General features: G+C 72.0%; 20 protein-coding genes. 10 read left to right on the top strand and 10 right to left on the bottom strand.

What is annotated here, in order from left to right; genetic code table 11:
• Window positions 1–120: 120 nt before the first annotated feature.
• Together KBI5_RS07515 and KBI5_RS07510 are read right to left on the bottom strand one after the other, a co-directional pair.
• A complete protein-coding gene (locus KBI5_RS07515; RefSeq protein WP_023841062.1) occupies window positions 121–663 on the bottom strand; it encodes a DUF3090 domain-containing protein in 543 nt (180 codons plus the stop codon).
• A 6-nt stretch (window positions 664–669) separates the two neighbouring features.
• A complete protein-coding gene (locus tag KBI5_RS07510; protein WP_011437042.1) occupies window positions 670–1497 on the bottom strand; it encodes a histidine phosphatase family protein in 828 nt (275 codons plus the stop codon).
• 126 nt (window positions 1498–1623) lie between these two features.
• Between KBI5_RS07510 and KBI5_RS07505 the strand changes: the two genes are divergently transcribed.
• The 6 genes from KBI5_RS07505 (at window position 1624) to KBI5_RS07480 (ending at window position 13085) form a co-directional block, all read left to right on the top strand.
• Window positions 1624–4074 (top strand): AAA family ATPase, encoded by a 2451-nt coding sequence (locus KBI5_RS07505; protein ID WP_085014777.1) that lies wholly within the window; start codon window positions 1624–1626, stop codon window positions 4072–4074.
• A gap of 96 nt (window positions 4075–4170) precedes the next feature.
• The gene (locus KBI5_RS07500) at window positions 4171–6006 is read left to right on the top strand and encodes a glycosyltransferase family 39 protein (protein ID WP_241882726.1); all 1836 of its coding nucleotides are present in this window, start codon (window positions 4171–4173) and stop codon (window positions 6004–6006) included.
• Window positions 6007–7770: 1764 nt separating this feature from the next.
• The gene (locus KBI5_RS07495; protein WP_085014775.1) at window positions 7771–9267 is read left to right on the top strand and encodes an NAD(P)/FAD-dependent oxidoreductase; all 1497 of its coding nucleotides are present in this window, start codon (window positions 7771–7773) and stop codon (window positions 9265–9267) included.
• 367 nt (window positions 9268–9634) lie between these two features.
• Window positions 9635–11425, top strand: a complete 1791-nt coding sequence (locus KBI5_RS07490) for a glycosyltransferase family 39 protein (RefSeq protein ID WP_023841058.1) — start codon at window positions 9635–9637, stop codon at window positions 11423–11425.
• Window positions 11422–12672 (top strand): hypothetical protein, encoded by a 1251-nt coding sequence (locus tag KBI5_RS07485; RefSeq protein ID WP_175443435.1) that lies wholly within the window; start codon window positions 11422–11424, stop codon window positions 12670–12672. Before KBI5_RS07490 ends, KBI5_RS07485 begins: the two co-directional genes overlap by 4 nt.
• Before the next feature lie 209 nt (window positions 12673–12881).
• On the top strand, window positions 12882–13085 hold the full coding sequence (locus KBI5_RS07480; protein WP_011437049.1) for a DUF5703 family protein: 204 nt from the start codon (window positions 12882–12884) through the stop codon (window positions 13083–13085).
• Here the strand turns inward: KBI5_RS07480 and KBI5_RS07475 are convergent.
• The 8 genes from KBI5_RS07475 to KBI5_RS07440 all read right to left on the bottom strand — a co-directional run bounded on the left by KBI5_RS07475 (window position 13070) and on the right by KBI5_RS07440 (window position 22230).
• Entirely contained in the window at window positions 13070–13543 is a 474-nt protein-coding gene (locus KBI5_RS07475; protein WP_011437050.1) for a hypothetical protein, read from the bottom strand. The two genes, KBI5_RS07480 and KBI5_RS07475, sit on opposite strands and share 16 nt — an antisense overlap.
• A 137-nt stretch (window positions 13544–13680) precedes the next feature.
• Window positions 13681–15039: a M20/M25/M40 family metallo-hydrolase gene (locus KBI5_RS07470; RefSeq protein WP_011437051.1), complete on the bottom strand. Its 1359-nt coding sequence runs from the start codon at window positions 15037–15039 to the stop codon at window positions 13681–13683.
• Between the two features lie 231 nt (window positions 15040–15270).
• Window positions 15271–16146, bottom strand: a complete 876-nt coding sequence (gene prpB / locus KBI5_RS07465; RefSeq protein ID WP_035958425.1) for a methylisocitrate lyase — start codon at window positions 16144–16146, stop codon at window positions 15271–15273.
• A complete protein-coding gene (locus KBI5_RS07460; RefSeq protein WP_035910179.1) occupies window positions 16146–17732 on the bottom strand; it encodes an MmgE/PrpD family protein in 1587 nt (528 codons plus the stop codon). The genes prpB and KBI5_RS07460 overlap by 1 nt, the downstream gene beginning before the upstream one ends.
• Before the next feature lie 30 nt (window positions 17733–17762).
• Window positions 17763–18533 (bottom strand): precorrin-6A synthase (deacetylating), encoded by a 771-nt coding sequence (gene cobF, locus KBI5_RS07455; RefSeq protein WP_085014773.1) that lies wholly within the window; start codon window positions 18531–18533, stop codon window positions 17763–17765.
• Window position 18534: 1 nt separating this feature from the next.
• Window positions 18535–20304: an FAD-binding oxidoreductase gene (locus tag KBI5_RS07450; protein WP_085014772.1), complete on the bottom strand. Its 1770-nt coding sequence runs from the start codon at window positions 20302–20304 to the stop codon at window positions 18535–18537.
• 93 nt (window positions 20305–20397) lie between these two features.
• Complete coding sequence (locus KBI5_RS07445) at window positions 20398–21360, bottom strand: LLM class F420-dependent oxidoreductase (RefSeq protein ID WP_023841053.1); 963 nt, start codon at window positions 21358–21360, stop codon at window positions 20398–20400.
• Between the two features lie 231 nt (window positions 21361–21591).
• On the bottom strand, window positions 21592–22230 hold the full coding sequence (locus KBI5_RS07440) for a peptide deformylase (RefSeq protein WP_043590970.1): 639 nt from the start codon (window positions 22228–22230) through the stop codon (window positions 21592–21594).
• 42 nt (window positions 22231–22272) lie between these two features.
• Between KBI5_RS07440 and KBI5_RS07435 the strand changes: the two genes are divergently transcribed.
• From KBI5_RS07435 to KBI5_RS07420, 4 genes are all read left to right on the top strand, one after another.
• Window positions 22273–22776 carry a transcriptional repressor gene (locus KBI5_RS07435; RefSeq protein ID WP_023841051.1) on the top strand — a complete coding sequence of 168 codons (504 nt, stop codon included), beginning with the start codon at window positions 22273–22275 and terminating at the stop codon, window positions 22774–22776.
• A gap of 101 nt (window positions 22777–22877) precedes the next feature.
• On the top strand, window positions 22878–23948 hold the full coding sequence (tsaD, locus tag KBI5_RS07430) for a tRNA (adenosine(37)-N6)-threonylcarbamoyltransferase complex transferase subunit TsaD (protein WP_011437059.1): 1071 nt from the start codon (window positions 22878–22880) through the stop codon (window positions 23946–23948).
• Window positions 23949–23984: 36 nt separating this feature from the next.
• Entirely contained in the window at window positions 23985–24734 is a 750-nt protein-coding gene (gene ureG, locus KBI5_RS07425) for an urease accessory protein UreG (RefSeq protein ID WP_011437060.1), read from the top strand.
• Between the two features lie 79 nt (window positions 24735–24813).
• Window positions 24814–25881 (top strand): cytochrome P450 (locus KBI5_RS07420; protein WP_241882725.1); only part of this gene is annotated, 1068 nt, incomplete at its 3' end.

The following is a 25881-nucleotide window of genomic DNA, read 5'->3' as shown; positions in this document are numbered from 1 at the left end:
GAACCGCACCGCTACCACGAACCGCACCGCTACCACGAACCGCACCGCTACCACGAACCGCACCGCTACCACGAACCGCGCACCCGCGGCGGGCGGGCCCGGCGCCCCTCGCCGGCCGCATCAACGCAGATGACCGTTCTGGCGCGGGCAGACGTGACCGTCGTCCAACGGCTGCCCGCACAACGGGCAGGAGGGCCGGCCCGCGGCCAGGACCCGCGCCGCGCGCTGCACGAACGAGCGCGCCTGCTCGGACCCCAGCAGGACCCGGACGGCGTCCGGCCCGTCGGGATCGTCGGAGAATCCGACGATCGAGTCGGCCAGGCCCGTCGCCTGCGCCTCGATGACGACCCGTCCGCCACGCGGATCCCAGCCGAGCGCGATCGTCGCGGCCTGGAACTCCTCGTCGATCGGCAGATCGAGCGGGGACAGGTCGGGGTCGGCCGGGGCGGGCTCGGGCGGCGGCGTCGCGCCGCGGCGGCCCAACTCGTCGAGCAGCTCGGTCAGCTGTTCGGCAAGCAATGCGACCTGTGCCTTCTCCACCGCGACGGTGACGACCCGCGCCCCGTCGCGGGCCTGCAGGTAGAACGATCGGGCGCCGGGAAGGCCTACGGTGCCCACAACGAACCGCTGCGGCGGGTCGAAGACGTGTATCCGGCGCGGCATGCCCGATCAGCCCGTTCCACCACCGGCGCTGGGACGGAAACCGCCGGCACCGCCACCGATCACCTCGTCCACGTCGAGTCCGCTGGACCCCGGCGACTCCGGCGGCTCCGGCGACTTCCGGGACCCGGGAGACGACGCCGCGGCGTCGGCGGCCCCGGCGGAGCCCTCTGCCCGGGGTAGCGGCGGTGGGAGGAGCTCGACGACGTCCCCGCCGGTGTCGTTGATGCGCCGGACGAAGGGGCGGCGCTCGTTGTAGCGGATCACGGTCAGGGAACAGGGATCGACGGTGATCCGGTGGTACATGTCCAGATGCATGCCCAGGGCGTCGGCGACCACCGTGCGGATCACGTCGCCGTGCGAGCACAGCAACCAGGTGGCGTCCGGGCCCAGCCGCTCGTTCCACTCCCGCACGGCGCTCACCCCACGGGCCTGCGTGTCCCGTAGTGCCTCACCCTCGGGACCGGGGAAGACGACCGCGCTGGGATGGCTCTGCACCACCGCCCAGAGCGGATCCTTCGCCAGGGTCGCCAGTTCCTGCCCGGTCCAGTCACCGTACCGGCACTCACCGAGCCGCTCGTCGATCTCGACCTGCCGCGGACCGCCCGGGCTGGCCTCGCTGACCGGACGGCGTCCGGCGATCGCCGCGGCCGTCTGGCGGCAGCGGTCGAGCGGGCTGCTGACGATCGCCGCCAGCGGGATGTCCGCGAGGCGTCGCGCCAGGTCCGACGCCTGGCGGCGGCCACGGTCGTCCAACCCCACGCCGGGCGTCCAACCAAGCAGGATCTTGCCGGTCACGGCGGTCAGGCCGTGGCGGACCAGCAGGACTGTGGTCAACCGGTCCGTCCCTTCTGTTGCTGACGCTCACTGTCTCCGCCGGGYCGGACGCACGGGTGGGCCCGGACGCACGGGTGGGCCCGGACGCGCATCGGTCGGAACACGCGACATCGCCTTCCTACAGCCATGCCGCCACAGCGCCGTCCCGGATACCACGCTACCCAGCGGGCTACAACAGCGGCGGAACGGTTCGTCGTTACGCTTCCCGGCATGCCGGACGAGTACACGRCCGCTTCCACCACGGAGCCCGACGCGGTCGGCCCGCAGGCACGAGCGGACCCGCAGCCAGCGGACCCCGAGGAGGTCTTCGCCGCGTTCTGCGGGGCGGGGCTGTGGCCGGGGCTGGGCCGCACGACGGCCGGCCGGCTGCCCGCGGCCGGGATCACCCGGCCCGACCACGTCGACGTCGGCCGGTTGGGCACCGTCGAGGGGGTCACCGGGCCGCGGGCCCGGCGGCTCGCCGACAGCTTCCGCGCCGTGGCGGGCACGTACGCGGTCGTCGAACTGCTCGTCGCCGCGGATCTTCCGGCCCGGCTCGCGCGCGGGGTGACCGACCTGCTGGGACCCGCGTCCGCCGACCTCCTGCGGGCCGATCCGTGGATGCTGCTGACCGCCGCCGACACCGAGATCGCCCAGGCCGACCGGTTCGCCCGCCGCCGCGGTCTGCRGCGCGACGATCCGCGCCGGGGCCCGGCGGTACTCACCCATCTGCTCGGCCGGGCCGCCTCCCGGGCCGGGGACACCGCGGGCCCCGTGCAGGCGGTGCTGCGTGCCGCCGCGCGCGAGGGGGTGGCCGATCCGAGCGCGGCGCTGACCGTGGCGCTCGACGACGGGCGGATCATCACCGTCGGCGACCGGATCGCGCTGGAGCGGTACGCGATGGCCGAGCAGTCCGTCGCGGACGGCATCGAACGGCTGACGGCGACCGCCGAGCCGCTGCGCGCGGGCGCCCCCAGAGCCCGCCGCCGACCCGATGACGGGCCTGGGTACGACGGGCCTGGGTACGACGGGTTGGGATCCGTCGACGACGACGATCCGGCGGGGCGGGCCGTGTCCGCATGGGCCGCCACCGCCCCGCCTCCTACGGCGCTGACGTTCGACGACGACAAGGATGACGACAAGGACGGGGGGGACGAGAGCCCCCTCGGCGCCGATGGCACCGAGGGGGACACGAACCGGGACGCCGCCGCGGCGGGCCGCGGCGGACCCGCAAACGACGGCGGACCGGCAAACGACGAGGTGGTGACCGGGCTGGACGAGCTCCAGCTCGCGGCGGCGCGCGCCGCGCTGGAGTCCGGCGTCAGTGTGCTCACCGGTGGGCCGGGAACGGGCAAGAGCCGCACGGTCGCGGCCGTCGTACGACTGGCCTGGGCGGCCGAGGCGGTCGTCGCACTGGCCGCGCCGACCGGACGGGCTGCCAAACGCCTCGAGGAGCTGTGCGGGGCGCCGGCGAGCACCCTGCACCGGCTGTTGCAGGCCCAGGGGCGCGGCAGCGGGTTCGCGCGCGGCGAGCACAACCCGATCGACGCCGACCTCGTCGTCGTCGACGAGGCGTCGATGCTCGACGCGGAGCTCGCCGCCGCGCTGCTCGACGCCTGCGCGGACGGCACGCACCTGATGTTCGTCGGGGACCCGGCCCAGCTGCCGAGCATCGGACCGGGGCAGATCCTCGCCGACCTGCTCGAGTCCGGTGAGGTCCCGGTGACCGAGCTGCGGCGGCTGTACCGACAGGCTGACGGCGGCGCCATCGCGACGATGGCCGCCGCGGTACGCGGCGGGGAGCTGCCGCCGCCGGGGCCTGGCCGGGAGGTCGTGGTGGTGCCGTCCGGCAGCTCCGGCGAGGCTGCGCATCGCACCGTCCAGCTCGTCACCAACTCCATCCCCCGCGCGCTCGGCATTCCCGTCGCGGACATCCAGGTCGTGACCCCGGTGCACGCCGGTCCGGCAGGCACCACGGCGCTCAACACCGCGTTGAAGGGCACGCTGAACCCGGGCGGCGGCGCCGTCTCCGGGTTCGACATCGGGGACCGTGTGGTGGCCACGGCGAACCATATCGACGTCGGGTTCGCCAACGGCGAAATCGGCACCGTCGTCGCGCTGGGCGAACGCGGTGCGCTGCGGGTCGCGTTTCCCGGCGGCGTCGTCGAGGTGCCCGCCGGTGTCCTCGGTGATCTGCGGCACGGCTGGGCGGTGACGGTGCACCGCGCGCAGGGCAGCGAGTGGCCCGCCGTCGTCGCCGTGTTCCCGCCGGAGGCCGGCCGGATGCTCACCCGTCCGCTGATCTACACGGCGCTGACCCGGGCGCAGGCCCACCTGTCGATTGTGGCCGTGAACGGCCCGGCCATCCGCAACGCCGTGCGGAGCTCGGGCGGACGGCGCCGCACGACGCTGCTCCCGGCTCTGCTCGCCGGGCAGACCGCCGGCGGCTTCGACGATCCCGACGAAGATCCCGACGAAGATCCCGACGGGGGGCCGGACGGCAGGCCCGATGGCGGATCCGACGCGCGGCGGGCGGGCGGCGCGACCGCTGGGGAGGCAGCCCGCGTACGGGACGGCGACGAACGGATGACAGTCTGAAGTGTCGGGGCGTACATCCCCGCCAGCAGGCGACTGCGGCCACCCGGCGGAAGGCGGTTCTCTGACAGGAGGCAAGATCGTGGCAGACGAGGGGGCATGGTGAACGTAGACGCATCCGGGAGTCCAACCGTCGGCCAGGACACCGGATCCGGGCCGGCGGTGCTCTCGGGTCCCCGCCGCCCCCAGGCGCCGGTGGACGTGACCGCGACCGCGGTCGTGGCCACAGCCGCGAACAGCGCCACAGCCGCGAACAGCGCCACAGCCGCGAACAGCGCCACAGCCGCGAACAGCGCCACAGCCGCGAACAGCGCCACAGCCGATGTCACGACCGGGACGGTCATCACGCCCGGGACCGCGCGCACGACCACCGCCGTGGCGCGGATCGCGGCGGCCAGCCCGCAGCTGCTGGTAGTCGCTGTCATACTCGCCGTTGCCGCCGGCGCGCTGATGCGGTTCGCCACCCCCAGCCATCTGTGGCTCGACGAGTCGTTGACGGTCGCCATCGCCTCGCGCCCCGTCCCACAGCTGCTCGACGCGCTGCGGCACGACGGCTCACCGCCGCTGTACTACCTGCTGCTGCACGCCTGGATCGCGGTGTTCGGCGACGGGGACGTCGCCGTCCGGGCGTTGTCCGGGGTGCTGTCGCTGGCGACGCTGCCGGCGGCGTGGCTGGCCGGACGGCGGGTGGGCCGGACGGCCTTCCRGGCCGGCAACGGTGGCCGCGACGCCGACGCCTGGGTGGGCTTGGCGACCCTGCTGATGTTCGCCTGCTCTCCCTACGCGATCCGCTACGGCAGCGAGACGCGGATGTACTCGCTGGTCGTCCTGTTGGTGCTGGTGTTCGGGCTCGCGACCGTGCGGGCGCTGGAACGCTCCGAGCCGGCACGGCTGGCGATGCTGACGCTGGCGACCGCCGCCCTCGTCTACACCCACTACTGGACGTTCCTGCTGATCTTCACCGTGGCGGCGTTCATGCTGCTACAGGCCCGGCGGCGACCCCAGTACCGGCAGGTGACCCTGCGGGCCTTCGCCGCGATGGCGGCTTCCGCCGTGCTGTTCGCGCCGTGGATGCCGTCGTTCCTGTTCCAGATGCTGCACACCGGAACGCCCTGGGCGCCCAAGGTGCAGGCCCAGGTGCTGCTGGACACGGTCTTCGACTGGGCCGGCCCGACCTCCACCGGTGCGCTGCTCGGCATCGTGCTGCTCGGGGGCGCGCTCATCGGCCTGACCGCGCGTCCGGACGGGCGGGAGCTCGCGGTCAAGGTCTCCGGCCGGGTGCCGGGCCGTTACCTGGCCGCGATCTGGCTGGTCCCCCTCGTCCTGGCCTACTGCGTGAACATGTTCGGCGGCAGCGCATATGCCGAGCGCTACACCGGCATCGCCCTGCCGGCCTGCCTGCTGCTCGCCTCGCTCGGCATCGCCCAACTGCCGGGCCGGCGGGTGCGGGCCGGGGTACTGATCGTCGCCTCGCTCAGCGGCCTGCTCGGCGGGTGGCAGCTCGCCCGGACCGAACGCACCCAGGCCGGGGAGATCGCGGGCCGGATCGTCGCGCTGGCCCGGCCGGGAGACGTGGTCGCCTACTGCCCGGACCAGCTCGGCCCGGCCGTGCACCGGGCAATCGAACGGCACGRCGAAGTCACGGTACGGGAGATCGTGTACGCGGACAGTTCCGGCCCGGCGCTCGTCGACTGGGTCGACTACGCCGACCGGATGAAACGGGCGAACGGCACCAGCTTCGCGGCCGAGGTCAACGAACTGGCCGGCCCCGGCCACGCCGTGCTGCTCGTCCGCGCGGACGGTTACCGGTTCCTGGAGGGCGCCTGCGCCGTGCTGTCCGACCAACTCGCCACGCTGCGCGACCGCACCGTGCAGGTCGAGCGGCGCAACCTGTACGAGGGCGCGTCGCTGGAACGGTTCTCCACGCTGCGCTGACCGCCCGCGCGGGCGGGGTCGTCAACGGCGCGGGCGGGGTCGTCGACGGCGAGGGCCGCGACGGCCAGCACGAGCAGACCCATCGGCAACGTGTAGTGGTTGAAGAAGGTCTGCTTGTTCATCAGGTTCAGGGTGAGCAGGACCAACGCCGCCCCCAGGCAGAACCCGGTGGCGTCCCCGCGAGCCCGCCAGGCCGCCGTGTAGGCACCGAGGAGGGCGACCGCGGTCGAGCCGAATCCGAGCGTGACCCCGAAATGCGACGCCAGGCCCGGCAGGGACAGCGAGTGGGCGAGCACCTCGTAGTGGAGGTTCGTCCAGACCGCGTCGTCGAGAAAGTCCCGGGGACCGGCCAGCACCCAGGGGGCAACGAGGAGCGCCGCCGCGGCCGCGGCCGAGGCCGTCCGGCGGGGCCCGAACGCGGGGTAGCCCGCCGCCAGGGGGATCAGCAGCGCGACGTGCTGTTTGGTCGCCAGGGCGAGCGCGAACGTGACGACCGCCACCCGTCCCCGCCCGCTCGTCGACGCCCACACCGTCGCCGCCAGGCACGCCACGAGCAACGGCTCGGTCCAGGACTGCTGCAGGGCGTACATCGACTCGGGGAACACGACGACCAGCAACGGCAGCGCGGCCACCGCCGGCGCCGCGGGTGCCCGTCCCGCGACCGCGCGGATCAGGACCGCCGCCACCGCCAGGGCCAGCAGCAGGCCGTAACGGACGTCACCGAGCAGAAGCCGGAAGGGAGCCAGGAGCACGGACGTGACCGGTAGATAGGGGTAGACGTCGAACAGGCCGTCGACCGGGTACTCGGCCCGGCTCGGCGCCCATTGCTGCCGGTACATGTCGGCCCCGTGCGGCAGRCCGGCCGCGGAGACCTGGAGCAGGTGGAAGACGTCGATGCGGGGCGTCGGCGCGGCGCGGATCGTAGCGACGCCCGCCGCACAGGCCAAGGCCAGGACCAGCCAGAACACCCACGGAGAGGCGAGCACATCGAGCCGGCCCCGGCCCCGGTGGTGCTCCCGGCCGATCCGACGCCCCCGGCCGACGTGGTGCAGCATGACCATGATCGACCCGGCGGCGAGCAGGCCCGCGAGGATCGCGAGCACGTCCGCCGCCGTGGCGAACCGGCCGGCGGCGTAGTAGCGGGGACGGCGCACGAGCGGCGCGACGCCGATCACGACCGCCACGAGCAGCCACGCCCCGAACCACCCGCGCGGGCGCACGGCCACGGCGGTGCCGGCGGTGCTGCTGGTGCCGGCGGTGCTGCTGGTGCCGGCGGTGCTGCTGGTGCCGGCGGTGGCCACGACCGCCAGGACCACCGCCGCGAAACCTACCAGGACACTCGACAGCGCCCAGGCGCCGTACCGACCGTCCTTGGCCGCGATGCCACCGGCCACCGCGCACCAACCGACCAGAATCGCCGGCATCACCCGCCCCGGAGGAAGCGGCCCGTCCGGGGGAGGCGAGGTCTGCGGTGCCCGTTGGCCGGGTATCGACAATCCCATGTGCGCACGATGCCAGAGCCCCACCCGATCAGGCGGCGCGGAGGCGCGTTATGGGAATAGGGCGGACGTATAACGGATCATCGCATCGTGTCGGGGCGAGGGGGTGCGGACAGGTCGAGGGGGTGCGGACGGGTCTCCGCTCGCGCCATGCAACACTTGCGACCCAGGACCGGTCCCAGGGGCCCGGCGTCCCGGTGGCGCGATGCCCGGTGTCCGTCCACCCGAGTGACCATGAGTGTGTGTTGAGGAGAGGTCCGGCACAGTGACCGAAAAGCCAGAGGTAGTCGTCATCGGAGCCGGACCGGCAGGTCTGACCGCCGGTTGGGAGCTGGTGAAACGGGACGTCCCCGTGACGATTATCGAGGGTGACTCGGTCGTCGGCGGAATCAGCCGTACGGCCCAGCGTGAAGGTTGGCGTTTCGACATCGGCGGCCACCGCTTCTTCACCAAGGTTCCCGAGGTCGAAAAGCTCTGGCACGAAATCCTGCCGGACGAGGACTTCCTGCTGCGCCCCCGATCGAGCCGCATCTACTACAACGGGAAGTTCTTCGACTACCCACTCAAGGCGGGAAACGCGCTCGGCGGGCTTGGCCTGGTCGAGGCGGCGCGCTGCATCGCCTCCTACGCCGCGGCCCGGATCCGGCCGCCGCAGGACCAGAGCAACTACGAGAACTGGCTGGTGGCCCGTTTCGGCTGGCGGCTCTACCGCACCTTCTTCAAGACCTACACCGAGAAACTGTGGGGCGTTCCGGTGAGCGAGATGCCCTCGGACTGGGCCGCGCAGCGCATCAAGAGCCTGTCCATGATGAACGCGATCGTGAACGCGGTCCTACCGAAGCGGAACCAGAAGGAGATCACCTCCCTCATCGAGGAGTTCCAGTACCCCAAGTACGGGCCCGGAATGATGTGGGAGACCGCCACCGACAAGATCATTAAGCAGGGTGGCCGGGTGGTCTTCGAGGAGAAGGTCCGCAAGATCCACCATGCCGACGGCCGCGCGACCGGCGTCACCACGACCGTGACCGGCGGGTACGGCCCAGGGGCCGGCGCCCCGGAGTCCTCGCGCTCCGACCTCGGCAGCGAGTACCAGTACCAGGCCGACGAGATCATCTCGTCGATGTCGTTCTCCTCCCTCGTCCGGGTGATGGACCCGCCGGCACCGGCCCACGTGCTGGCCGCGGCGAACGCGCTGAAGTACCGCGACTTCCTCACCATCGCCCTCGTGGTGCCGGCCTCGGCCGCTTTCCCGGACAACTGGATCTACATCCACTCCCCCACCGTCAAGGTCGGCCGGATCCAGAACTTCGCCTCCTGGTCGCCATTCCTGGTCAAGGACGGGCGTACCTGCCTCGGCCTGGAGTACTTCGTCTTCGAGGGTGACGAGACCTGGAACGCCTCCGATGAGGAACTGGTCGCGCTCGGGACGAAAGAACTCGTCGAGCTGGGTCTGATCAGGGCCCAGCAGGTGGAAGAGGGTTTCGTCGTACGCATGCCGAAGGCATATCCATACTACGACCTACACTACAAGAAGAACGTCGATATCATCCGCGCCTGGCTGGCCGAGAACAYGCCGAACGTCCACCCGGTCGGCCGTAACGGCATGCACCGTTACAACAATCAGGACCACTCGATGCTCACCGCGATGCTCACGGTCCAGAACATCATCGACGGCACCAAGCACGATGTGTGGGAGGTCAACGTCGAGGAGGATTACCACGAGGAGGTTTCGTCGCCGGCCCGGGGCATCGCCCGGTCCTGACGGAGGATTCGTCCGGAGCACGGATTCATCCGGGACGGGTTCGTCCGGGGCACGGGTTCGACGGACGCCGCCACAATGTCAGGCGCGTTGTCGGGCAGGTTGTCGGGCAGGTTGTCGGGCGCGTTTCACCGTCGGCGCCCGCTCCACTTCCGGGGCCGGCCGGCATGGCCGGGGACGTACCCGGTATTACCGGGTACGGATCGGATGGGTGATGGGACGGGCCGCGTCCCATCACCCATCCGGAACATCATCGAGGCGTAGGGGCGCGCCACGCGAGACTGGTACCGGATGCGGCCCTGCCCGGCCGGCCGATCGTCTACCGGCCGGCCCGTCGCAGTCCGGTCAATGTGGACGGAAGGGACTGACCGTGACGGATGTCGCGGTCCGGCCGGCGGAGCAGATCCCCGAGCCGGTCGACCAGGTCGGGAACGCATCCGGCCGTGCGGGACGGATCTTCACCGCGGTGATGGGAGTGCTCCTCGCCGTCTCGGTGATCGTGCGGTTCACCGCCAGCCAGGCACTCTGGCTGGACGAGGCGCAGAGCGTCGCCATCGCCCGCCTGCCCCTGCGTGGGTCGGCCTTCACGATGTGGGACGGCCTGCTACGGGACGGCTCACCGCCGTTGTACTACCTGGTGCTCCACGGCTGGATCAAAGCGTTCGGCGAGGGCACCTTCGCGGTCCGCTCCCTGTCCGCGCTGATCAACATCGGTGCGGCGTGGCCGCTGTTCCTGCTCGCCCGCCGCGTGGTCGGCGAGCGGGCGGCGCGGGTCAGCGTCGTGCTGTACCTCACGTCGCCGTTCGCGTTGTACTTCGGGACCGAGACCCGGATGTACAGCCTCATCGTGTTGCTCACCGCGTTGGGTGGACTGGCGTTGGAGCGCGTCCTGCGGGCACCGTCGATCAGATCGACGATCGCCCTGGCGCTCTGCGCGGGAGGCCTGGCGCTGACCCATTACTGGTGCCTCTACCTGCTGCTCACGGTCGGAACGTGGCTGGTCCTGCTGCTGGTGGCCCGTCCGTGGTGGGTCGCGCGCCAGATCCGGCGCGGGGCGGGCGCGGCGGACCCGGCGGGTGTGCCGGGCGGCATGACCGCCTCGGCGAACGATCCGGGCCCGACAGGTGTACCCGGATACCGTTCCGCCCCGGGAAGCCCGGGAAGCCCGGGAAGCCGGGGCCGGGGCGCCCCCCACAGTCACCGGACACCGACCCGTTTCCTCACCCCGCAGCGGCGGGGGCCGGTCTTCGGGCTGCTCGGCATCGTCGGTGGCGGGCTGGTCTTCGCCCCGTGGCTGCCCGACTTCTTCGACCAGCTTGCCCACACCGGCACCCCCTGGGGCGAGCCCGCCAGCTATGCCGCGATCTCCCACGCCTACGGCCAGTGGGCCGGCGGCCCGACGACCCTGGGTCGCCTGTTGCTGTTCCTGATCACCGGTCTCGCCGCCGCCGGCATCGCCGGCCGGCCCGCGGGTAGCCGGTTCATCCTTCTCGATCTGCGTGGTCTCGAACCGGGTCGGACCCTGTTCCTGCTGGCCACCGGCACACTCGTCGTCGCGGTGACGGCGGGCAAGGTGGTCGGCAACGCCTGGGCCGACCGGTACACCGCCACCGCCTTCGTGCCGTTCCTGCTGGTCATCGGGCTCGGCGCGACGATCATCACCGATCGGCGGGTGTTCCATGGAGTGGTCGCCGTCGCCGCCCTGACCGGTCTGCTCGCCGGGACCTCCGACATCCACCGGGAGCGGAGCCAGGCCACCGAGGCCGCGCAGGTCCTCGAGCGGACCGCCCGGCCCGGTGATGTGATGCTGGTCTGCCCGGACCAGCTCGGACCGGGCCTCGCCCGTACCGTGCCGAACTGGATGAAGGTGTACGTCGTGCCGACCTACGCACCGCCGGATCGGGTCGACTGGGTCGACTACGAGCAGCGCAACGAATCGGCCAACGGGGTCGCGATCGCCCGGCGCGCCCTCGCCGAGGCCGGTCCGGAACACACCGTCTTTCTCGCCGGTTCCGGGTCATACCGCACCTACGAGGAGCTGTGCACGGTGGTGCGCACCACCCTGCAGGAGGCCCGGCCACTCGCGGACGAGGTCATGAAGCAGGGTCTGCCGGCCAAGGTCTACGAGAACTACGCGCTGCTGCGGTTCCGGGCCTCTTGACCGCGACCGAGGCCCTGCCGGATGATCATCGGGTAGGTGGCGGCATGGGCGGCCGGCATGCGGCCACCCGCTGGGAGGACCGCTGGCAACTGCGCGAGGTCGTGCTCGCCTGGCTCGCGGCCCGGCTGGCGGTCGGTGCGGCCCTGGCGCTGACCAGGTACATCGCCGACAACGCCCGCGGGCAGCAGGGCGCGCAGCTGAGCACCACCGACCTGCTCGGTTGGGACGCCGGGTGGTACAAGACGATTGCCGAGGTCGGGTACAGCGGCGCTGGGGCCGAGAGCCGCCGGTTCTTTCCCCTGCTGCCGCTGCTCGTGCGGGGGTTGTCGAAGCTGCCGGGAGCCGACGCCCACGTCGGCGTCGTGCTCCTGGTCGTGGTCAACGTGTGCGCGTTGGTCTTCGCGCTGCTGCTGGTGGGGCTCGCCCGGTTCGAGGGGTTCGCCCCGGAGGCGACCACCCGGCTCATCTGGCTCGCCGCGCTGGCTCCACCCGCCTTCGTCCTGGTCATGGGGTACGCCGAGGCACTCGCCGGGCTGCTGGCCGTGGCGGTGTTCCTCGGTGCCCGCAGCGGGCGCTGGGAACTGGCGGCCGTGGCCGGCCTGCTCGGCGGCCTGTGTCGCCCCCTCGGTCTGATCCTCGCGGTGCCGGTGCTTCTCGAGGCGGCCCGGGGGCTGCCTTGGCCGCTCGTCCGCCGGCTCGGCCCCGGCCCCGGCCCTGGCACGCCGGCCACCACGCCTACGGCTGGAACGCTCACCGCCCGCGACGGGCTGCGTCGACTACTCGCCGTGCTCGCCCCGGTGGCCGGCGCCGGCATCTACCTGCTGTGGTCGGCGCACTCCTACGGTGACGGGCTGGCGCCGTTCACGCTGCAGCGCGACGCGGCACGTCACGGCAGCAGCTCGAACCCGCTGGCGGTGCTGTGGGACGCGGCGCGGGGCGCCTTCTCCGGCGAGCTGGGCACGGCGCTGCACGTGCCGTGGCTGCTCCTGGCGCTCGTGGGGCTGGTGGTCATGGCGCGCCGGCTGCCAGTGTCGTACCCGGTGTGGAGCGCCCTGGTCCTGGCTGCCGTGCTGACCGGCAGCAACCTGGACTCCGCCGAGCGGTACGTCTACGGGGCGTTCCCGTTCCTGCTGGTCGCCGCGCTCGTCACCGCCCGGCGGGAGATCTTCACCTTCACGCTCGCCGCCACCACGGCCGCGATGACCCTCTACGCGACRCTGGCCTTCACCCTCTCCTACGTGCCCTGACCACCGGCCGTGCCCTGACCACCGGCCGCGCGTCGGTGGATGGCGCGCTGGGCCCGCATCATCTCGCGAGCGCTTCCAGAAGCCCTTCCAGAAGATGGCGATACGGTTAACGTAGAGGGGGACCGCACGATGATCGGTYGCCATCCCACACCACACCACACCACACGCAGCCGGTCATCCTCCGCTCGCAACCACGAGGTCAGGCCGCATTGGATGGAGTAGAGCTGGAGTACCAGCGGCTGTACCTGCCGCCGGGTACGGACCGCCGGGCAGCCGTCCAGATCCTCACGATGCACGCCGAGTTCGGCCACTGGGAGCTCGAACGCCTACGGCTGTTCCCGGATGGCTCCCGGCGGGTAGTGCTGCGCCGCCGTCGGCGCCCCGGCGGCCTGCCCGGCTATCTGCCCACCTGACAGCCGCCCACCTGGCAGCGGACCTGGGAGGGCGTGCGCACCTCGACCACGTCCGGAGCGATCCCCCGGGTCTGCAGATGCCGTCCCGACAACGCCCATCCGGCCGGCACCTCGGCTCCAGTTGCGCCGGCTCCAGTTGCGCCGGCTCCGGCGTCGCCGGTATCCGCCTTCCGGGACCGCTCCACCGTCCAGACGTCGACCCGGAACCAGTGATCGCTCCAATGGGCGCTGTCATCGGCCCGCAGCTGCACAAACCGGCGACGCAGAACCTGCCGGGCGACCTCCAGCGCGGACAACACGCTGACCTCGATGCCCCCGGACGGCTCGGCCCGATCGGCGATCCATACGCTGCCGTCCCGGCTGACCTGCACGAGATAGGCGTAGGTGGCCCGGGGATGGTCCGCGTCCGCGTCCAGCGGAGCTCCGAGGCCGATGCTGGACAGCGGATCGCCAGCCATACCCCCATCATGTCATGCATCGACGATGGCTCCTACGCGGATGGTGCCCCGCGCGCGGACAGCGGCATCTCGTCAAGCCGTACCGGCAGGTTCAGGTCAGCAGATCCGTACCGGCAGGTCCGTACCGGCAGGTCCGGTCAGCAGGCGTGCAGGAAGCGGTCGAGGACGCGGACGCCGAAGCGCAGCGAGTCGAGCGGCACCCGTTCGTCCACCCCGTGGAACATGCCGGAGAAGTCCAGGTCGGGCGGCAGCAGCAACGGGGAGAACCCGAAGCAGCGGATGCCGAGCCGGGAGAAGGACTTCGCGTCCGTGCCGCCGGAGAGCATGTAGGGCACGGCCCGGGCAATCGGGTCCTCGGCGCGCAGCGACGCGGCCATCGCCTCCACCAGCGCGCCGTCGAAGCTGGTCTCCAACGCCTGGTCGTGGACGACCCATTCGCGACGGATGTCCGGCCCGAGGATCTCGTCGAGCTGGCGGATGAACTCCTCCTCCTGACCGGGCAGATAGCGACCATCGACGTAGGCGGTGGCCTCGCCCGGGATCACGTTGACCTTGTGACCGGCCTCGAGCTGGGTCGGGTTGGCGGTGTTACGCAACGTGGCACCGATCATCCGGGCGATCGGGCCGAGCTTCGCGACGGTCGCCTCCAGGTCGTCCAGGTCGAACTCGATGCCGAGCGCCTCCCCGAGGGAGTTCAGGAACACCCGGACCGTCGGGGTCATGACCAGCGGGAAGGTGTGCCGGCCGAGCCTCGCCACCGCCTCGCACAGCGCCGTCACCGCGTTGTCATCGCTGATCATCGAACCGTGGCCGGCCCGGCCGGCAGCGGTCAGCTTCATCCAGGCGATGCCCTTCTCCGCCGTCTCGATGAGGTAAAGGCGCAGGTCGTCGGAGACGGTGTAGGAGAACCCACCGACTTCGCTGATCGCCTCGGAGCAGTCGGCAAACAGGTCGGGATGGTTCTCGACGAGCCAGCGCGCCCCGAGGACGCCGCCGGCCTCCTCGTCCGCGACGAAGGCGACGACGAGGTCCCGGGGTGGCCTGCGGCCGGTGCGGACGATGTCGCGGATGACCGCGAGGGTCATCGCGTCCATGTCCTTCATGTCCACCGCGCCCCGACCCCACAGGCAGCCGTCGGCCTCCTCGCCAGCGAACGGCGGCAGGCGCCACTCGCTGGCATCCGCCGGCACCACGTCGAGATGACCGTGGACGAGCAGCGGCGCACGCGAGGGATCCGCCCCCTCCACCCGGGTCACCACGCTGGTGCGRCCCGGGGCCGACTCCAGCAGGGTCGGCTCAAGGCCCACCTCCGCGAGCTTCGCCGCGACGTACTCCGCGATCGGGCGCTCGTTGCCGTCGCCGTTGCCGCGGTTGACCGACTCGAAGCGGAGCATCTCCCGACAGAGCTCGACCACCTCGCCCTCCGCGGAGGGGGCGGTCACCGGCAGGCGCAGGCCACCGGTGCGGTCGGGGGGGGTCGTGGACGCACTCGCCATGCCGCCTAGTCTGCCCCGTCGGGGGTGCAGCCGCCGGGGCGACCGTCTCCTGGGGCATCGACAGCTGCGCGGAACTTGAGGCGATCGACCCCCGGCTGCGGTGCGTGACCGCCATAAGCGCTTTCGACCTTGACAGGTCCGGGACGCCCCCGGCGGGCTATCGTGTGATGGCCGCGGTGGCGACGCTGGTCCCCGTCCTGCGACGGATGGCAGCCTTCCACCGGAAGGATGTCAAAGGATGTCAGCGGCGCCGTAGCCGGCGTAGTCGAGCAGGTCGTAGAGCTCCGCGCGGGTCTGCATCGCCGGGACCAGGTCGGCCTGGGTGCCCTCGGCGGCGAGCGTCGCGAGCCCCCGGATGATCGCGCCCATCGCCACGCGCAGCGTCGTCACCGGATAGATGACGGCATTGACCCCGAGGTCCGTCAGCTGCGCCGCGGTGAGCAGCGGCGACTTCCCGAACTCGGTCATGTTCGCGAGGATCGGCACGTCGACGGCGGCCCGGAACGCCGCGAACGACCGCTCGTCGGCGAGCGCCTCCGGGAAGATCATGTCAGCGCCGGCGTCAACGTAGGCACGGGCCCGGTCAATCGCCGCGGTCAGCCCCTCCACGGCGACGGCGTCGGTGCGGGCGCAGAGCACGAAGGCGTCGTCGCGGCGGGCCGCCACCGCGGCGCGCAGGCGGCGCACCATCTCGTCGCGCCCGACGACCGCCTTGTCGTCCAGGTGGCCGCAGCGCTTCGGGTTGACCTGGTCCTCCAGGTGACAGCCGGCGAGCCCGGCGTCCTCGAGCAGCCCGATCGTGCGGTGCACGTTCAGCGGCTCACCGAATCCCGTGTCGGCGTCGACGAGGGTCGGCAGGTCGGTGACCCGGGCGATCTGCCCGGCACTCGCGGCGACCTCGGTCAGCGTCGTCAGCCCGATGTCGGGCAGTCCCAGCGCCGCGGACAGCGCCGCCCCCGAGACGTAGACGCCGTCGAAACCGGTCCGTTCGATGCTCATCGCGACCAGCGGGACGAACGCGCCCGGCCAGCGTTGCAGGCGGCCGGAGGCGAGACCCGCCCGCAGCATCCGCCGCTTGTCCGCGACGGGCCGGCCGGCCGGCACCATCATGCGAAGACCCCCCTCGTCCCGCCCGTTTCCAGGGCGAGCGCGTCGGCGACGAGGGTCAGCCCGGCGAGCTCGGCCGGGGTCAGGGTGTCGAGCCGGCCGACCAGGTCGAGGAACCGGTCCTGTTCGGCGGCCGACACGACCCCCTCGGCGAGCGTACGCAGCTTGGCGACGTAGTCCGCACGCCGGAACGGCCGGGCCCCGGCCGGATGCGCGTCGGCGACGGCGATCTCGTCCACGATCGACGTCCCGTCAACGAGCGTGACCTCCACCCGCCCGCCGAAGGCCCGCTCGGCCGGGTCGGTCGCGTGGTAACGGCGGGTCCACTGCGGATCCTCCACCGTGCGGATCCGGTGCCACAGCGCGACGGTGTCGGGCCGGGCGGCCCGTTCGGGGGCGTAGGAACGTTCGTGGTGCCACGTCCCGTCCTGCAGCGCCACCGCGAAGATATACATGATCGAATGGTCGAGCGTCTCCCGGCTCGCGGTCGGATCGGTCTTCTGCGGATCCCCGGCGCCGGTGCCGATCACGTGATGCGTGTGATGGCTGGTGTGGATGACGATCTGGCGGATCGCCGCGACGTCGACCTCGAAGGAGGCTTCGGAGGAGGCCGTGGACGAGCCGGCCCCGAGAGACGAGCCGGCCCCGAGAGACGAGCCGGCCCCGGGCAGCCGGGTACGCAGCCGGCGGGCCAGGTCGATCAGCGCCTGGCTCTGGTACTCGGCGGAGTGCTCCTTGGGATAGGTGGCGAGGATGCCCCGACGGGGCTCGCCGGGTTCCGGCAGCGCCACCCGGTACACCGCGTCCGGGCCGCCGAGCAGCCAGGCGACGACCCCGTCCTCCCCCTCGTAGATCGGCGCCGGCGAGGTCTGGCCGCGCATCGCCCGGTCGACCGCCTCCACTGCCGTCTTGCCGGCGAAGGCCGGGGCGTACGCCTTCCAGGTGGAGATCTCGCCCTTGCGGGCCTGACGGGTGGTCGTCGTCGTGTGCAACGCCTGGCCGACGGCCTGGTAGATCGGCTCGGGGGGCAGGCCGAGCAGGGCACCGATCCCGGCGACGGCGGAGGGGCCCAGGTGGGCGATGTGGTCGATGCGGTGTTCGTGCAGGCAGATGCCGGTCACCAGGTCGACCTGGATCTCGTACGCGGTGGCGATCCCGTGGACCAGCTCGGCGCCGCCGCGGCCGGTGTGCTGCGCGACGGCGAGCACCGGGGGGATGTTGTCGCCCGGATGGGAGTAGTCCGCGGCCAGGTAGGTGTCGTGGAAGTCCAGTTCCCGCACGGCGACGCCGTTCGCCCAGGCCGCCCACTCCGGCGACACCCGTACTGCCCGCTCGACGCCGACGACCGTCGCTCCCGGGGTGTACGGATGGGCGAGCGCCTGGTCGCGGGCCGCGACGACCGGGCCGCGGGTCAGCGCCGCCGCGGCGACCGCCGCGTTGTCGATGATTCGGTTGCCGATCATCTCGACGACCTCCGGCGGCACCGGCACCCGCTCGGCGGCGACCTCGGCGATCTTCCAGGCAAGCTGGTCACGCCGGGGCGGCGCCTCGACGGACCGGCGGGCGCGCACCTCGTGCAGCTTCATCGGACATTCCCCCTGCCGTCTCCACGGTTCTCACCGGCCACTTTCCTCACGGCGGCGGAGCAGGTAGGTATCCATGATCCAGCCTTTACGCTCGCGGGCCTCGGCGCGGGTCCGCTCGATCAGCCCGCCGACCTCGGCGACCGGACCGTGCAGCAGGACCTCGTCCGGGGTGCCGAGGTAGGCGCCCCAGTAGATGTCGACGTCGTCGGCCGGCAGGGTCAGGWAGGTGTTCTCGGCATCGAGCATGACGACGACGTCGTCGACCCCCGGCGGGAATCCGGCGGCGAGYCGGCGACCGGTCGTGATCTCGACCGGGCCGCCGATCCGGTTCAGGATCAGCCGGTGGCGGGCGGCGAGCGCCTGCACGCTGGTGATCCCCGGGATCACCTCGTAGTCGAACCGCACCACGCCCCGCGCCACGATCCGGTCGATGATGCGCAGCGTGCTGTCGTACAGCGACGGATCACCCCAGACCAGGAACGCCCCGCAGCCATCCTCGCCCAGCTCGTCGAGCATCATCCGCTCGTACAGTGCGGCCCGGCGGGAATGCCAGTCCTCGACGGCGGCGGTGTAGTCCGTCGAGGACCGGTCGCGGCTCGGGTCACGGGCCTCGACGATCCGGTAGCCGTTCCCCTCGACGTGCCGGTCGAGGATCTCCCGCCGCAGCCGGACCAGGTCCTCCTTCGCCGCCCCCTTGTCCAGGACGAAGAAGACGTCGGCCCGATTCAGCGCCTTGACGGCCTGGATCGTCAGCTGGTCGGGGTCGCCGGCACCGATGCCAATGACGAGGATCGTGCGCATCTCAGCGCGGATCGGACCCGGCCGGGCTCACCGAATCCGGGCTCACCGAATCCGGGCCCGCCGAATCCGGGCCCGCCGAATCCGCCAGGCCCGGGGCGACGTCCACCCCTGGGACGATCTTGCCGGGGTTGAGGTTGCGGCCCGGGTCGATGCCGTCGAACAGCGCCGTGAGCAGGCGCACGCCGGCTGGTGAGATGTCGTCGGCGAGCCAGCGCGCGTGCTCGACGCCGACCGCGTGGTGGTGGGACAGGGTGCCGGCATGCTCGATGAAGCCCTGCTGGATCGCGGACTTCACCGTGTCGTACCCGTCGATCGCCTCCAGCGTCACCGGGGAGGCATAGGCGAACGTGAAGTACAGGCAGGCCCCGGAGTGGTACGAGTGCGACAGGTGGCACAYGATCCAACCGGTCACACCGATCTCGGCGAACGCCTTGTTCGCCCGCGCGACCACCCCCCGGTACAGCGGGCCGAGCTGCGACCAGGACGTCGACGTCTCCGACACGTCGGCCATCGCGCCCTGACCGAGCAGGAAGTCCCGGATGTACGGGGTGTCGAACTTCTTCTGGTCGTAGAGCTGCCCCGGGCCGGTGCCGACACAGATCCCGCCCCGGCGCGCGACGATCGCCCCGACCAGCTTGCGCTGGGCCTTGACGTGCGCGGGTGAACCCTCGAAGCCGATGAACGACAGGCACATCTGGTCGAGGTCGTACCTGCGGACCCGGCGCAGGTACTGCTTCATACCGGCCGAGACGAGACTTGAGGCCAGGGAGCCGCGCTTGCGGGTAGCGAAGGAGAACCGCGTCTCGTTGGCGTCGGAGACCCGGGTGACCGTCGGCGCGGCCTCGCTCGCGGCGATCTCCCGCATGGCCAGCAGTGCCGCGTCCCAGGTCGGGAAGAAGTAGCCGAGGATCACGCGCTGCTCGGGCACTCGATGCACCTGCACCGTGGCCTCGGTGATGATCCCGAGCCGCCCCTCGCTGCCGAGGATCATCTCCCGCACGCTGGGGCCGGTCGACTGGCTGGGCACGGGCCGGGTGACGAGTACCCCGGCGGGGGTCACGACCCGCACCGCCCTGGTAATCTCCGCGATGTCGCCGTACTTGTCGGACTGCATGCCCGACGAGCGGGTGGCGATCCAGCCGCCGAGGGTGGAGTGGGCGAAGCTGTCCGGGAAGTGGCCGAGCGTCCAGCCCTGCGCGGCCAGCTGCTCCTCCAGACCCGGGCCGAGGGCACCGGCCTGTACGCGGGCGAGGCGGGCGTCGGCGTCGATCTCCAGCACCCGGTCGAGCCGGCCGAGGTCGACGGAGATCACCGGGCGGGTCTCGGTGCGCGGCGCCTCGAGACTGCCGGAGATGTTGGTGCCGCCGCCGAACGGGATGACGACCGCGTCCGCGGCCAGCGCCGCGGCCAGCACCGCCCGGACCGCCTCCTCGTCTCCCGGGTAGACGACGACGTCGGGCAGTCGGCCGAGGTCGTGGTTACGAACCCGGACGAGGTCACGCAGGCTCTTGCCGTAGGCGTGCACGACCCGCGCCTGTGCGTCGGTGGTGACGTGCTCCGCGCCGGCGGCGTCGACAAGCGCGGCGCGCAGCGGCTCCGGCAGCACGGGGTCCGCGATCGTCAGGTCCGCGAAGGCCGGTGGCTGGGCCGGCAGGCGGGTGATGTCGAGCCCGATGTGCGTACGGATGAACGGCGCGAGGTCGGGCTTGTCACTGGGGCTGAAGGAGACACTCTCCTTGCCCCAGCCCCACCACTTCATGTGCGTGACCAACGATGGCTCCTCGACGGGGACGGACAGCGGACGACGGCTCGGGGGGACGACGGCTCGGGGGGACGACGGCTCGGGGGGAGGGCGGCGGACCGCTCAGGTGCCGGCGAGACGTTCGACGACCGGCGCCATGGCGGTCAACGCGTCCAGGGAGACCCCGATCGTGCTGAGGCCGAAGCGCTCGCGGCGCTCGACGAGGTCGTCGACGATCTCGTCGACCGACCCGCACAGCGCGTGCGGGGTCGCGAGCGCCTGTTCGGAGGTGAGCCCGAACCCGGCGGCCAACTGCTCGGCGACCTGGGTGCGGTTGTCGGTGACGACGACGAGGTGGACGCGGACCTGAAGGGTGAGATCGTCCCAACGGGCGCCGGCGGCCTCCCGGATCCAGCGGACCTTCTCCTCGGTCGCCGCCGTCGTCGCGTTGGCGCCGAGCGAGGCGTCGATCACCCCGCCGGCCATGTTCATGTTCAGCCCGATGATGTCGGCCTCACGGGCGGCGAGGGTCAGCAGCCGGCGCCCGCCACCACCGATCACGATCGGCGGGTGGGGCCGCTGCACCGGCTTCGGCGTCCCGTTCAGGCCGGCGACCTGGTAGTGGGTGCCGCTGTAGGTGAACGGTCCGTCGGCGAACATCCCCTTGATGACGGCGAGGGACTCGGCGAGCCGGCCGATGCGCACCCCCGGCGGATCGAGCGGCAGACCGGCTCGGGAGTAGTCGGAGGTCATCCAGCCGGCGCCGAGGCCGAGTTCGAACCGTCCGCCGGACAGCGCGTCGAGGGTCGCCGCCTCCTTGGCCAGCACCACCGGATGGCGGTAGTCGTTACTGAACACCATCGCGCCGATCCGCAGCGTCGTCGTCGCGTCGGCCGCGGCCATCAGCGCCGCGATCGGCGCGACCTGCTCGTCGAGATGGTCGGAGACGGTCAACGTCGCGTAGCCGAGATCCTCGACCCGGTGGGCGAGGTCGGCCCATGACCGGGCGCTCACCTCGGCGGGGGAGGAACACTGGATGTTGAACCGGAACGGCCGTTTGTACGGCCCGCCGGAGACCTCGGTCACCGCAGCCACTCCTCCACTCACCGGGGCATCTCCAGGATGGGACACATCGAGGACGGGGCGCCTCGAAGACGGGACACCTCGAAGACGGGCACTCGCCGGTGGCATCCTCGAGGACGAGGCGGATACCAAGATAGCCCGTCGGGCGACCGGCGGCCGTCCCCGGCGCGACCCGACCGGCGCGACCCGACCGTCGTCAGACCGTCACCGGACCGACCCGATCGGCCCTAACCGTCACCGGACCGACCCGGCTGACCGGCGCAGCGACCGCAGGTACTCGCCGGCCGCCCGTGCCTGCTCCGGGGTCGGCGGCGGCTCGCGCAGTGCCTGGACGGCGGCACGGCGCGCCTCCCCGGTCAGCCGGTCGACGTAGAGGATCCCGTCGAGATGGTCGACCTCGTGCTGGAAGCAGCGCGCAAGCAGGCCCTCGCCGGCGTACTCGACCGGCTGCCCCGTAACGTCCACCCCGCGGACCCGCGCGGCCAGCGCCCGCGTGGTCGGGAAGTGCAGCCCCGGGACGGACAGGCATCCCTCCGGGCCGTGCTGCTGGGTCTCCCCGGACCGCTGGGTCTCCCCGGGCCGCTGGGTCTCCCCGGGCCGCCCCGGGTCCGGGCCGAGTTCCAGCACCGGGTTCACCACCACCCGCGGCACCCGTGGTACCGACTCGTCACGCGGGTCGTAGTCGACGTCGAAGACGAACAGGCGCAGCCCGACCCCGATCTGCGGGGCGGCAAGCCCCACCCCGGGCGCGTCGTACATGGTGTCGATCATGTCGGTGACCAGCCGACCGAGCACAGTGTCGAACTCCGTGACCAGCGTGGTCGGAGTGCGCAGAACGGGATCACCAACGGTGCGGATCGGGAGCACGGTCATGCGGGATACTGTGCCACGTGAATCGTGAAGGACACCTGGATCGTGAAGGACAGTCAGACGGATCGTGACGGCCGGCGTGGCGATCCGTCCGCCGCCGGGATCGCCGCGTTGCGCGCCCGCGGGGAGCGGGTTACCCCGGCCCGCCGGGCGGTGCTCCAGGTACTCGCCGGCACGAGCGAGCACCTGTCCGTTGACGACGTCTTCGCCCGGGCGGAGACGATCGTCCCGGGCATGCACCGCACCACCGTCTATCGCGCGGTGGAGACCCTCGGCGACCTCGGCCTGGTCACCCACGTCCACCCCGACCACGGGCCGGCCGTCTACCACCTGGCGGCGGCCCTCACCGGCGGCGCCCACCTGCACGTCCGGTGCCGCTCCTGCGGCACGATCCTCGACGTGCCCGCGGACCTGCTCGACGACGTCGCGCGTCGGCTCGCCACCACCGTCGGGTTCACCCTGCAGCCCGACCACGCCGCCCTTGCCGGTCGGTGCCGCGCCTGTTCGGTGACGTCCCCGTCCGTGGACGGGGACCTCGCACCCGCATGACGAGGGTCCGCACCCGCATGACGAGGGTCCGCGCCGGCGCGGCGAGGACCGCGCGCCGGCGTAATCTCGCAGGTACCGACTATCGCGAGGAGGCTGCGGGGATGCCGCCGGAGCAGGGCCCGGTCGTGCTGGGCATCGAGACGTCCTGCGACGAGACCGGGGTGGGGCTCGTCCGGAACGGCACGCTGCTGGGCGAGGCCCTGTCGACGAGCATGGACCAGCACGCCCGCTACGGCGGGGTGGTCCCCGAGATCGCCGCCCGGGCCCACGTGCAGGCGCTGGTGCCCTGCGTGCGCGCGGCGCTGTCCTCGGCGGGGCTGTTCGTGGCGGACATCGGCGCCGTCGCGGTCACCGCCGGCCCCGGCCTCGCCACCGCCCTGCACGTCGGGGTGGCCGCGGCGAAGGCGTACGCCACGGCGCTCGATGTTCCCCTCTACGGCGTGCACCATCTCGCCGGTCACCTCGCCGCGGACCTCGTCGACGGCGAACCGCTACCCGATCCCCTCATCGCCCTGATCGTCTCCGGCGGGCACACGTCGCTGCTGCGGGTGGGGGACCTCGCTCGCGACCCGATCACCCACCTCGGCGACACGCTTGACGACGCGGCCGGGGAGTGCTTCGACAAGGTCGCCCGGGTGCTCGGCCTGCCCTATCCGGGCGGTCCCGCGGTCGACCGAGCCGCGGTCGGCCACGATGCGACGGCGCTGGCCTTCCCCCGGCCGCTGACCGGCCGGGCGGACGCGCCCTACACCTTCTCGTTCTCGGGGCTGAAGACCGCCGTCGCCCGATGGGTCGAGTCGCATCCCGACTCCCCCGTACCGGCCGGCGATGTGATCGCATCCTTCCAGGAGGCAGTCGTCGACGTGCTCACCGCCAAGGCGGTCCGTGCCTGCCTCGACCACGGGATCGGTGACCTGCTCATCGTCGGCGGGGTCGCGGCGAACAGCCGGCTGCGGGCGCTGGCGGCCAGCCGCTGCGAGCAGACCGGCATCCGGCTGCGGATACCGGCCCGCCGGCGGTGCACGGACAACGGCGTGATGATCGCGGCGTTGGGTGACCTGCTCGTCCGCGCCGGCGCCGAGCCCTCCCCCGCCGAGCTCACCGCCATGCCGGGCGCGTTCCTCGAACGGGCCCAGCTCGGCACCGCGCTGCCGGCCCTGCACGCCGCGTGAGCACCGGCGGGCCCCTCGAACGGGAGAAGCGCGACGATGCACCTCGGACATGAGGAGTTCCAGAGAACTGACGGGCGGGCCAGCACGGGGCCAGCTGACGCGGGGCCAGCCGGCGCCGGGCGGGCGCCGCGGATCGGGGTCGGCGGCCCGGTGGGCAGCGGTAAGACGGCCCTGGTCGCCGCGCTGTGCCGGGCCCTGTCGTCGAGCCTGCGCATCGGGGTGGTGACGAACGACATCTACACCACCGAGGACGCCGACTTCCTGCGCCGGGCCGGCGTGCTCGATCCCGAGCGGATCCGCGCGGTCGAGACCGGCTGCTGCCCGCACACCGCGATTCGCGACGACATCACCGCGAACCTTGACATGGTCGAGGACCTGGAGGCCGACACCGGCCCCCTGGACCTGGTCCTCGTCGAGTCCGGTGGTGACAATCTCACCGCGACGTTCAGCTACGGGCTAATCGACCGGCAGATCTTCGTCGTCGACGTCGCCGGGGGCGACAAGGTGCCCCGCAAGGGCGGACCGGGGGTGACCGGCAGCGACCTGCTGGTCATCAACAAGACCGATCTGGCCCCCCTGGTGGGCGCCGACCTCGACGTCATGGCCCGGGACGCGACCGCGGCCCGCGGTGCCCGTCCGGTGGTGTTCACCTCGCTCACCGCCGACCCCACGGCCGCGGACGTGACCGCCTGGGTACGGGCCCAGCTCGCCGAACTGTCCCCGCGCGGCGGTTCCTACGATGCGTCCGATGCGTCTAATGCGTCGCAACCTTTAAATAGGATGTGAGAGCGTCGTGGCGGTGAGGGGTTTCATGGCGGTGAGGGGTTCCAGGGGACCGGTGCCGGGCGACGGAGGTCCGCCCCTGGTGGGATACACCCTGCGCTACCTGCATGACCCTGCCCAGCACTGGCGGCAGCGCTACGACCGGTATGGCCCGGTGTCATGGGAGCGGACCTTCGGGCTGCGGGTGGTGAGCCTGCTCGGCCCGGACGCCACCGGCTTGGCGCTGCGCAACCATGAGCAGGCATTCGCGAACGGCCCGGGGCAGCAACGGATAGCCGGACCGTTCTTTCGGCGCGGATTGAGCATGCTCGACTTCGACGAGCACCGCCACCACCGTCGGATCCTCGCCGGCGCGTTCGCCCCGGACAGACTGCGCGGCTATCTCGCCGGGATGAACCCGTCCATCGAACGGGGCGTCGCGGGGTGGCGGCCGGGCGCGAGGTTCCAGGTTTATCCCGCGGTCAAACAGCTCACCCTCGAACTGGCGACCCGGATCTTCATGGGTGAACGGCTGGGACCGGAAGCCGACCGGTTCAACGCCGCGCTGTTCGCCTGCATCCGCGCGCCGGGCGCGGTGGTCCGCGTGCCGGCACCCGGGCTACGTTGGTCGCGTGGCTTGGCCGGGCGCCGGTACCTGGAGGAGTTCCTGCGGCTGCGGGTGCCCGCGAAACGAGCCGGGAGCGGCACCGACATGTTCAGYCGGCTCTGCCACGCCGAGGCCGAGGACGGCAGCAGGCTGAGCGACGACGACGTCGTCAACCACATGATCCTGATGATGGTGGCCGCGCACGACACGTCCACGATCACGATGACCAGCATGAGCTACTATTTGGCACGGCATCCGGAGTGGCAGCAGCGGTGCCGCGAGGAGTCGCTCGCCCTCGGCACGCCAGCGGTGGACCATGCCGACCTCGATCGGCTGCCGTCACTCGCTCTGGTCATGAAGGAGGCGCTGCGCCTGGTCACGCCGGTGCCGATCCTCCTGGGCGCCACAGTGAAAGACATCGACGTGCTCGGCGTCACGGTGCCCGCCGGTACCGTGGCCGCCCTCGCGCTCGCCTTCACCCACCAGATGCCGGAGTACTGGCCGAGCCCGGAACGGTTCGACCCGGAGCGGTTCGCGGACCACCGTCGCGAGGACAAGGTACAT

The organism is Frankia sp. KB5 (assembly GCF_002099325.1).
Classification (GTDB): domain Bacteria; phylum Actinomycetota; class Actinomycetes; order Frankiales; family Frankiaceae; genus Frankia; species Frankia casuarinae.
Note: the sequence above shows the minus strand (reverse complement) of the source record. Positions and strands in the feature narration are given on the sequence as shown.

Coding starts and splice junctions, on each gene's coding strand:
- KBI5_RS07515 (WP_023841062.1), bottom strand. CDS start 663: ATGCCGCGCCGGATACACGTCTTCGACCCGCCGCAGCGGTTCGTTGTG.
- KBI5_RS07475 (WP_011437050.1), bottom strand. CDS start 13,543: ATGGCTGGCGATCCGCTGTCCAGCATCGGCCTCGGAGCTCCGCTGGAC.
- prpB (WP_035958425.1), bottom strand. CDS start 16,146: ATGGTGCCGGCCGGCCGGCCCGTCGCGGACAAGCGGCGGATGCTGCGG.
- KBI5_RS07460 (WP_035910179.1), bottom strand. CDS start 17,732: ATGAAGCTGCACGAGGTGCGCGCCCGCCGGTCCGTCGAGGCGCCGCCC.
- KBI5_RS07440 (WP_043590970.1), bottom strand. CDS start 22,230: ATGACCGTGCTCCCGATCCGCACCGTTGGTGATCCCGTTCTGCGCACT.
- tsaD (WP_011437059.1), top strand. CDS start 22,878: ATGCCGCCGGAGCAGGGCCCGGTCGTGCTGGGCATCGAGACGTCCTGC.
- ureG (WP_011437060.1), top strand. CDS start 23,985: ATGCACCTCGGACATGAGGAGTTCCAGAGAACTGACGGGCGGGCCAGC.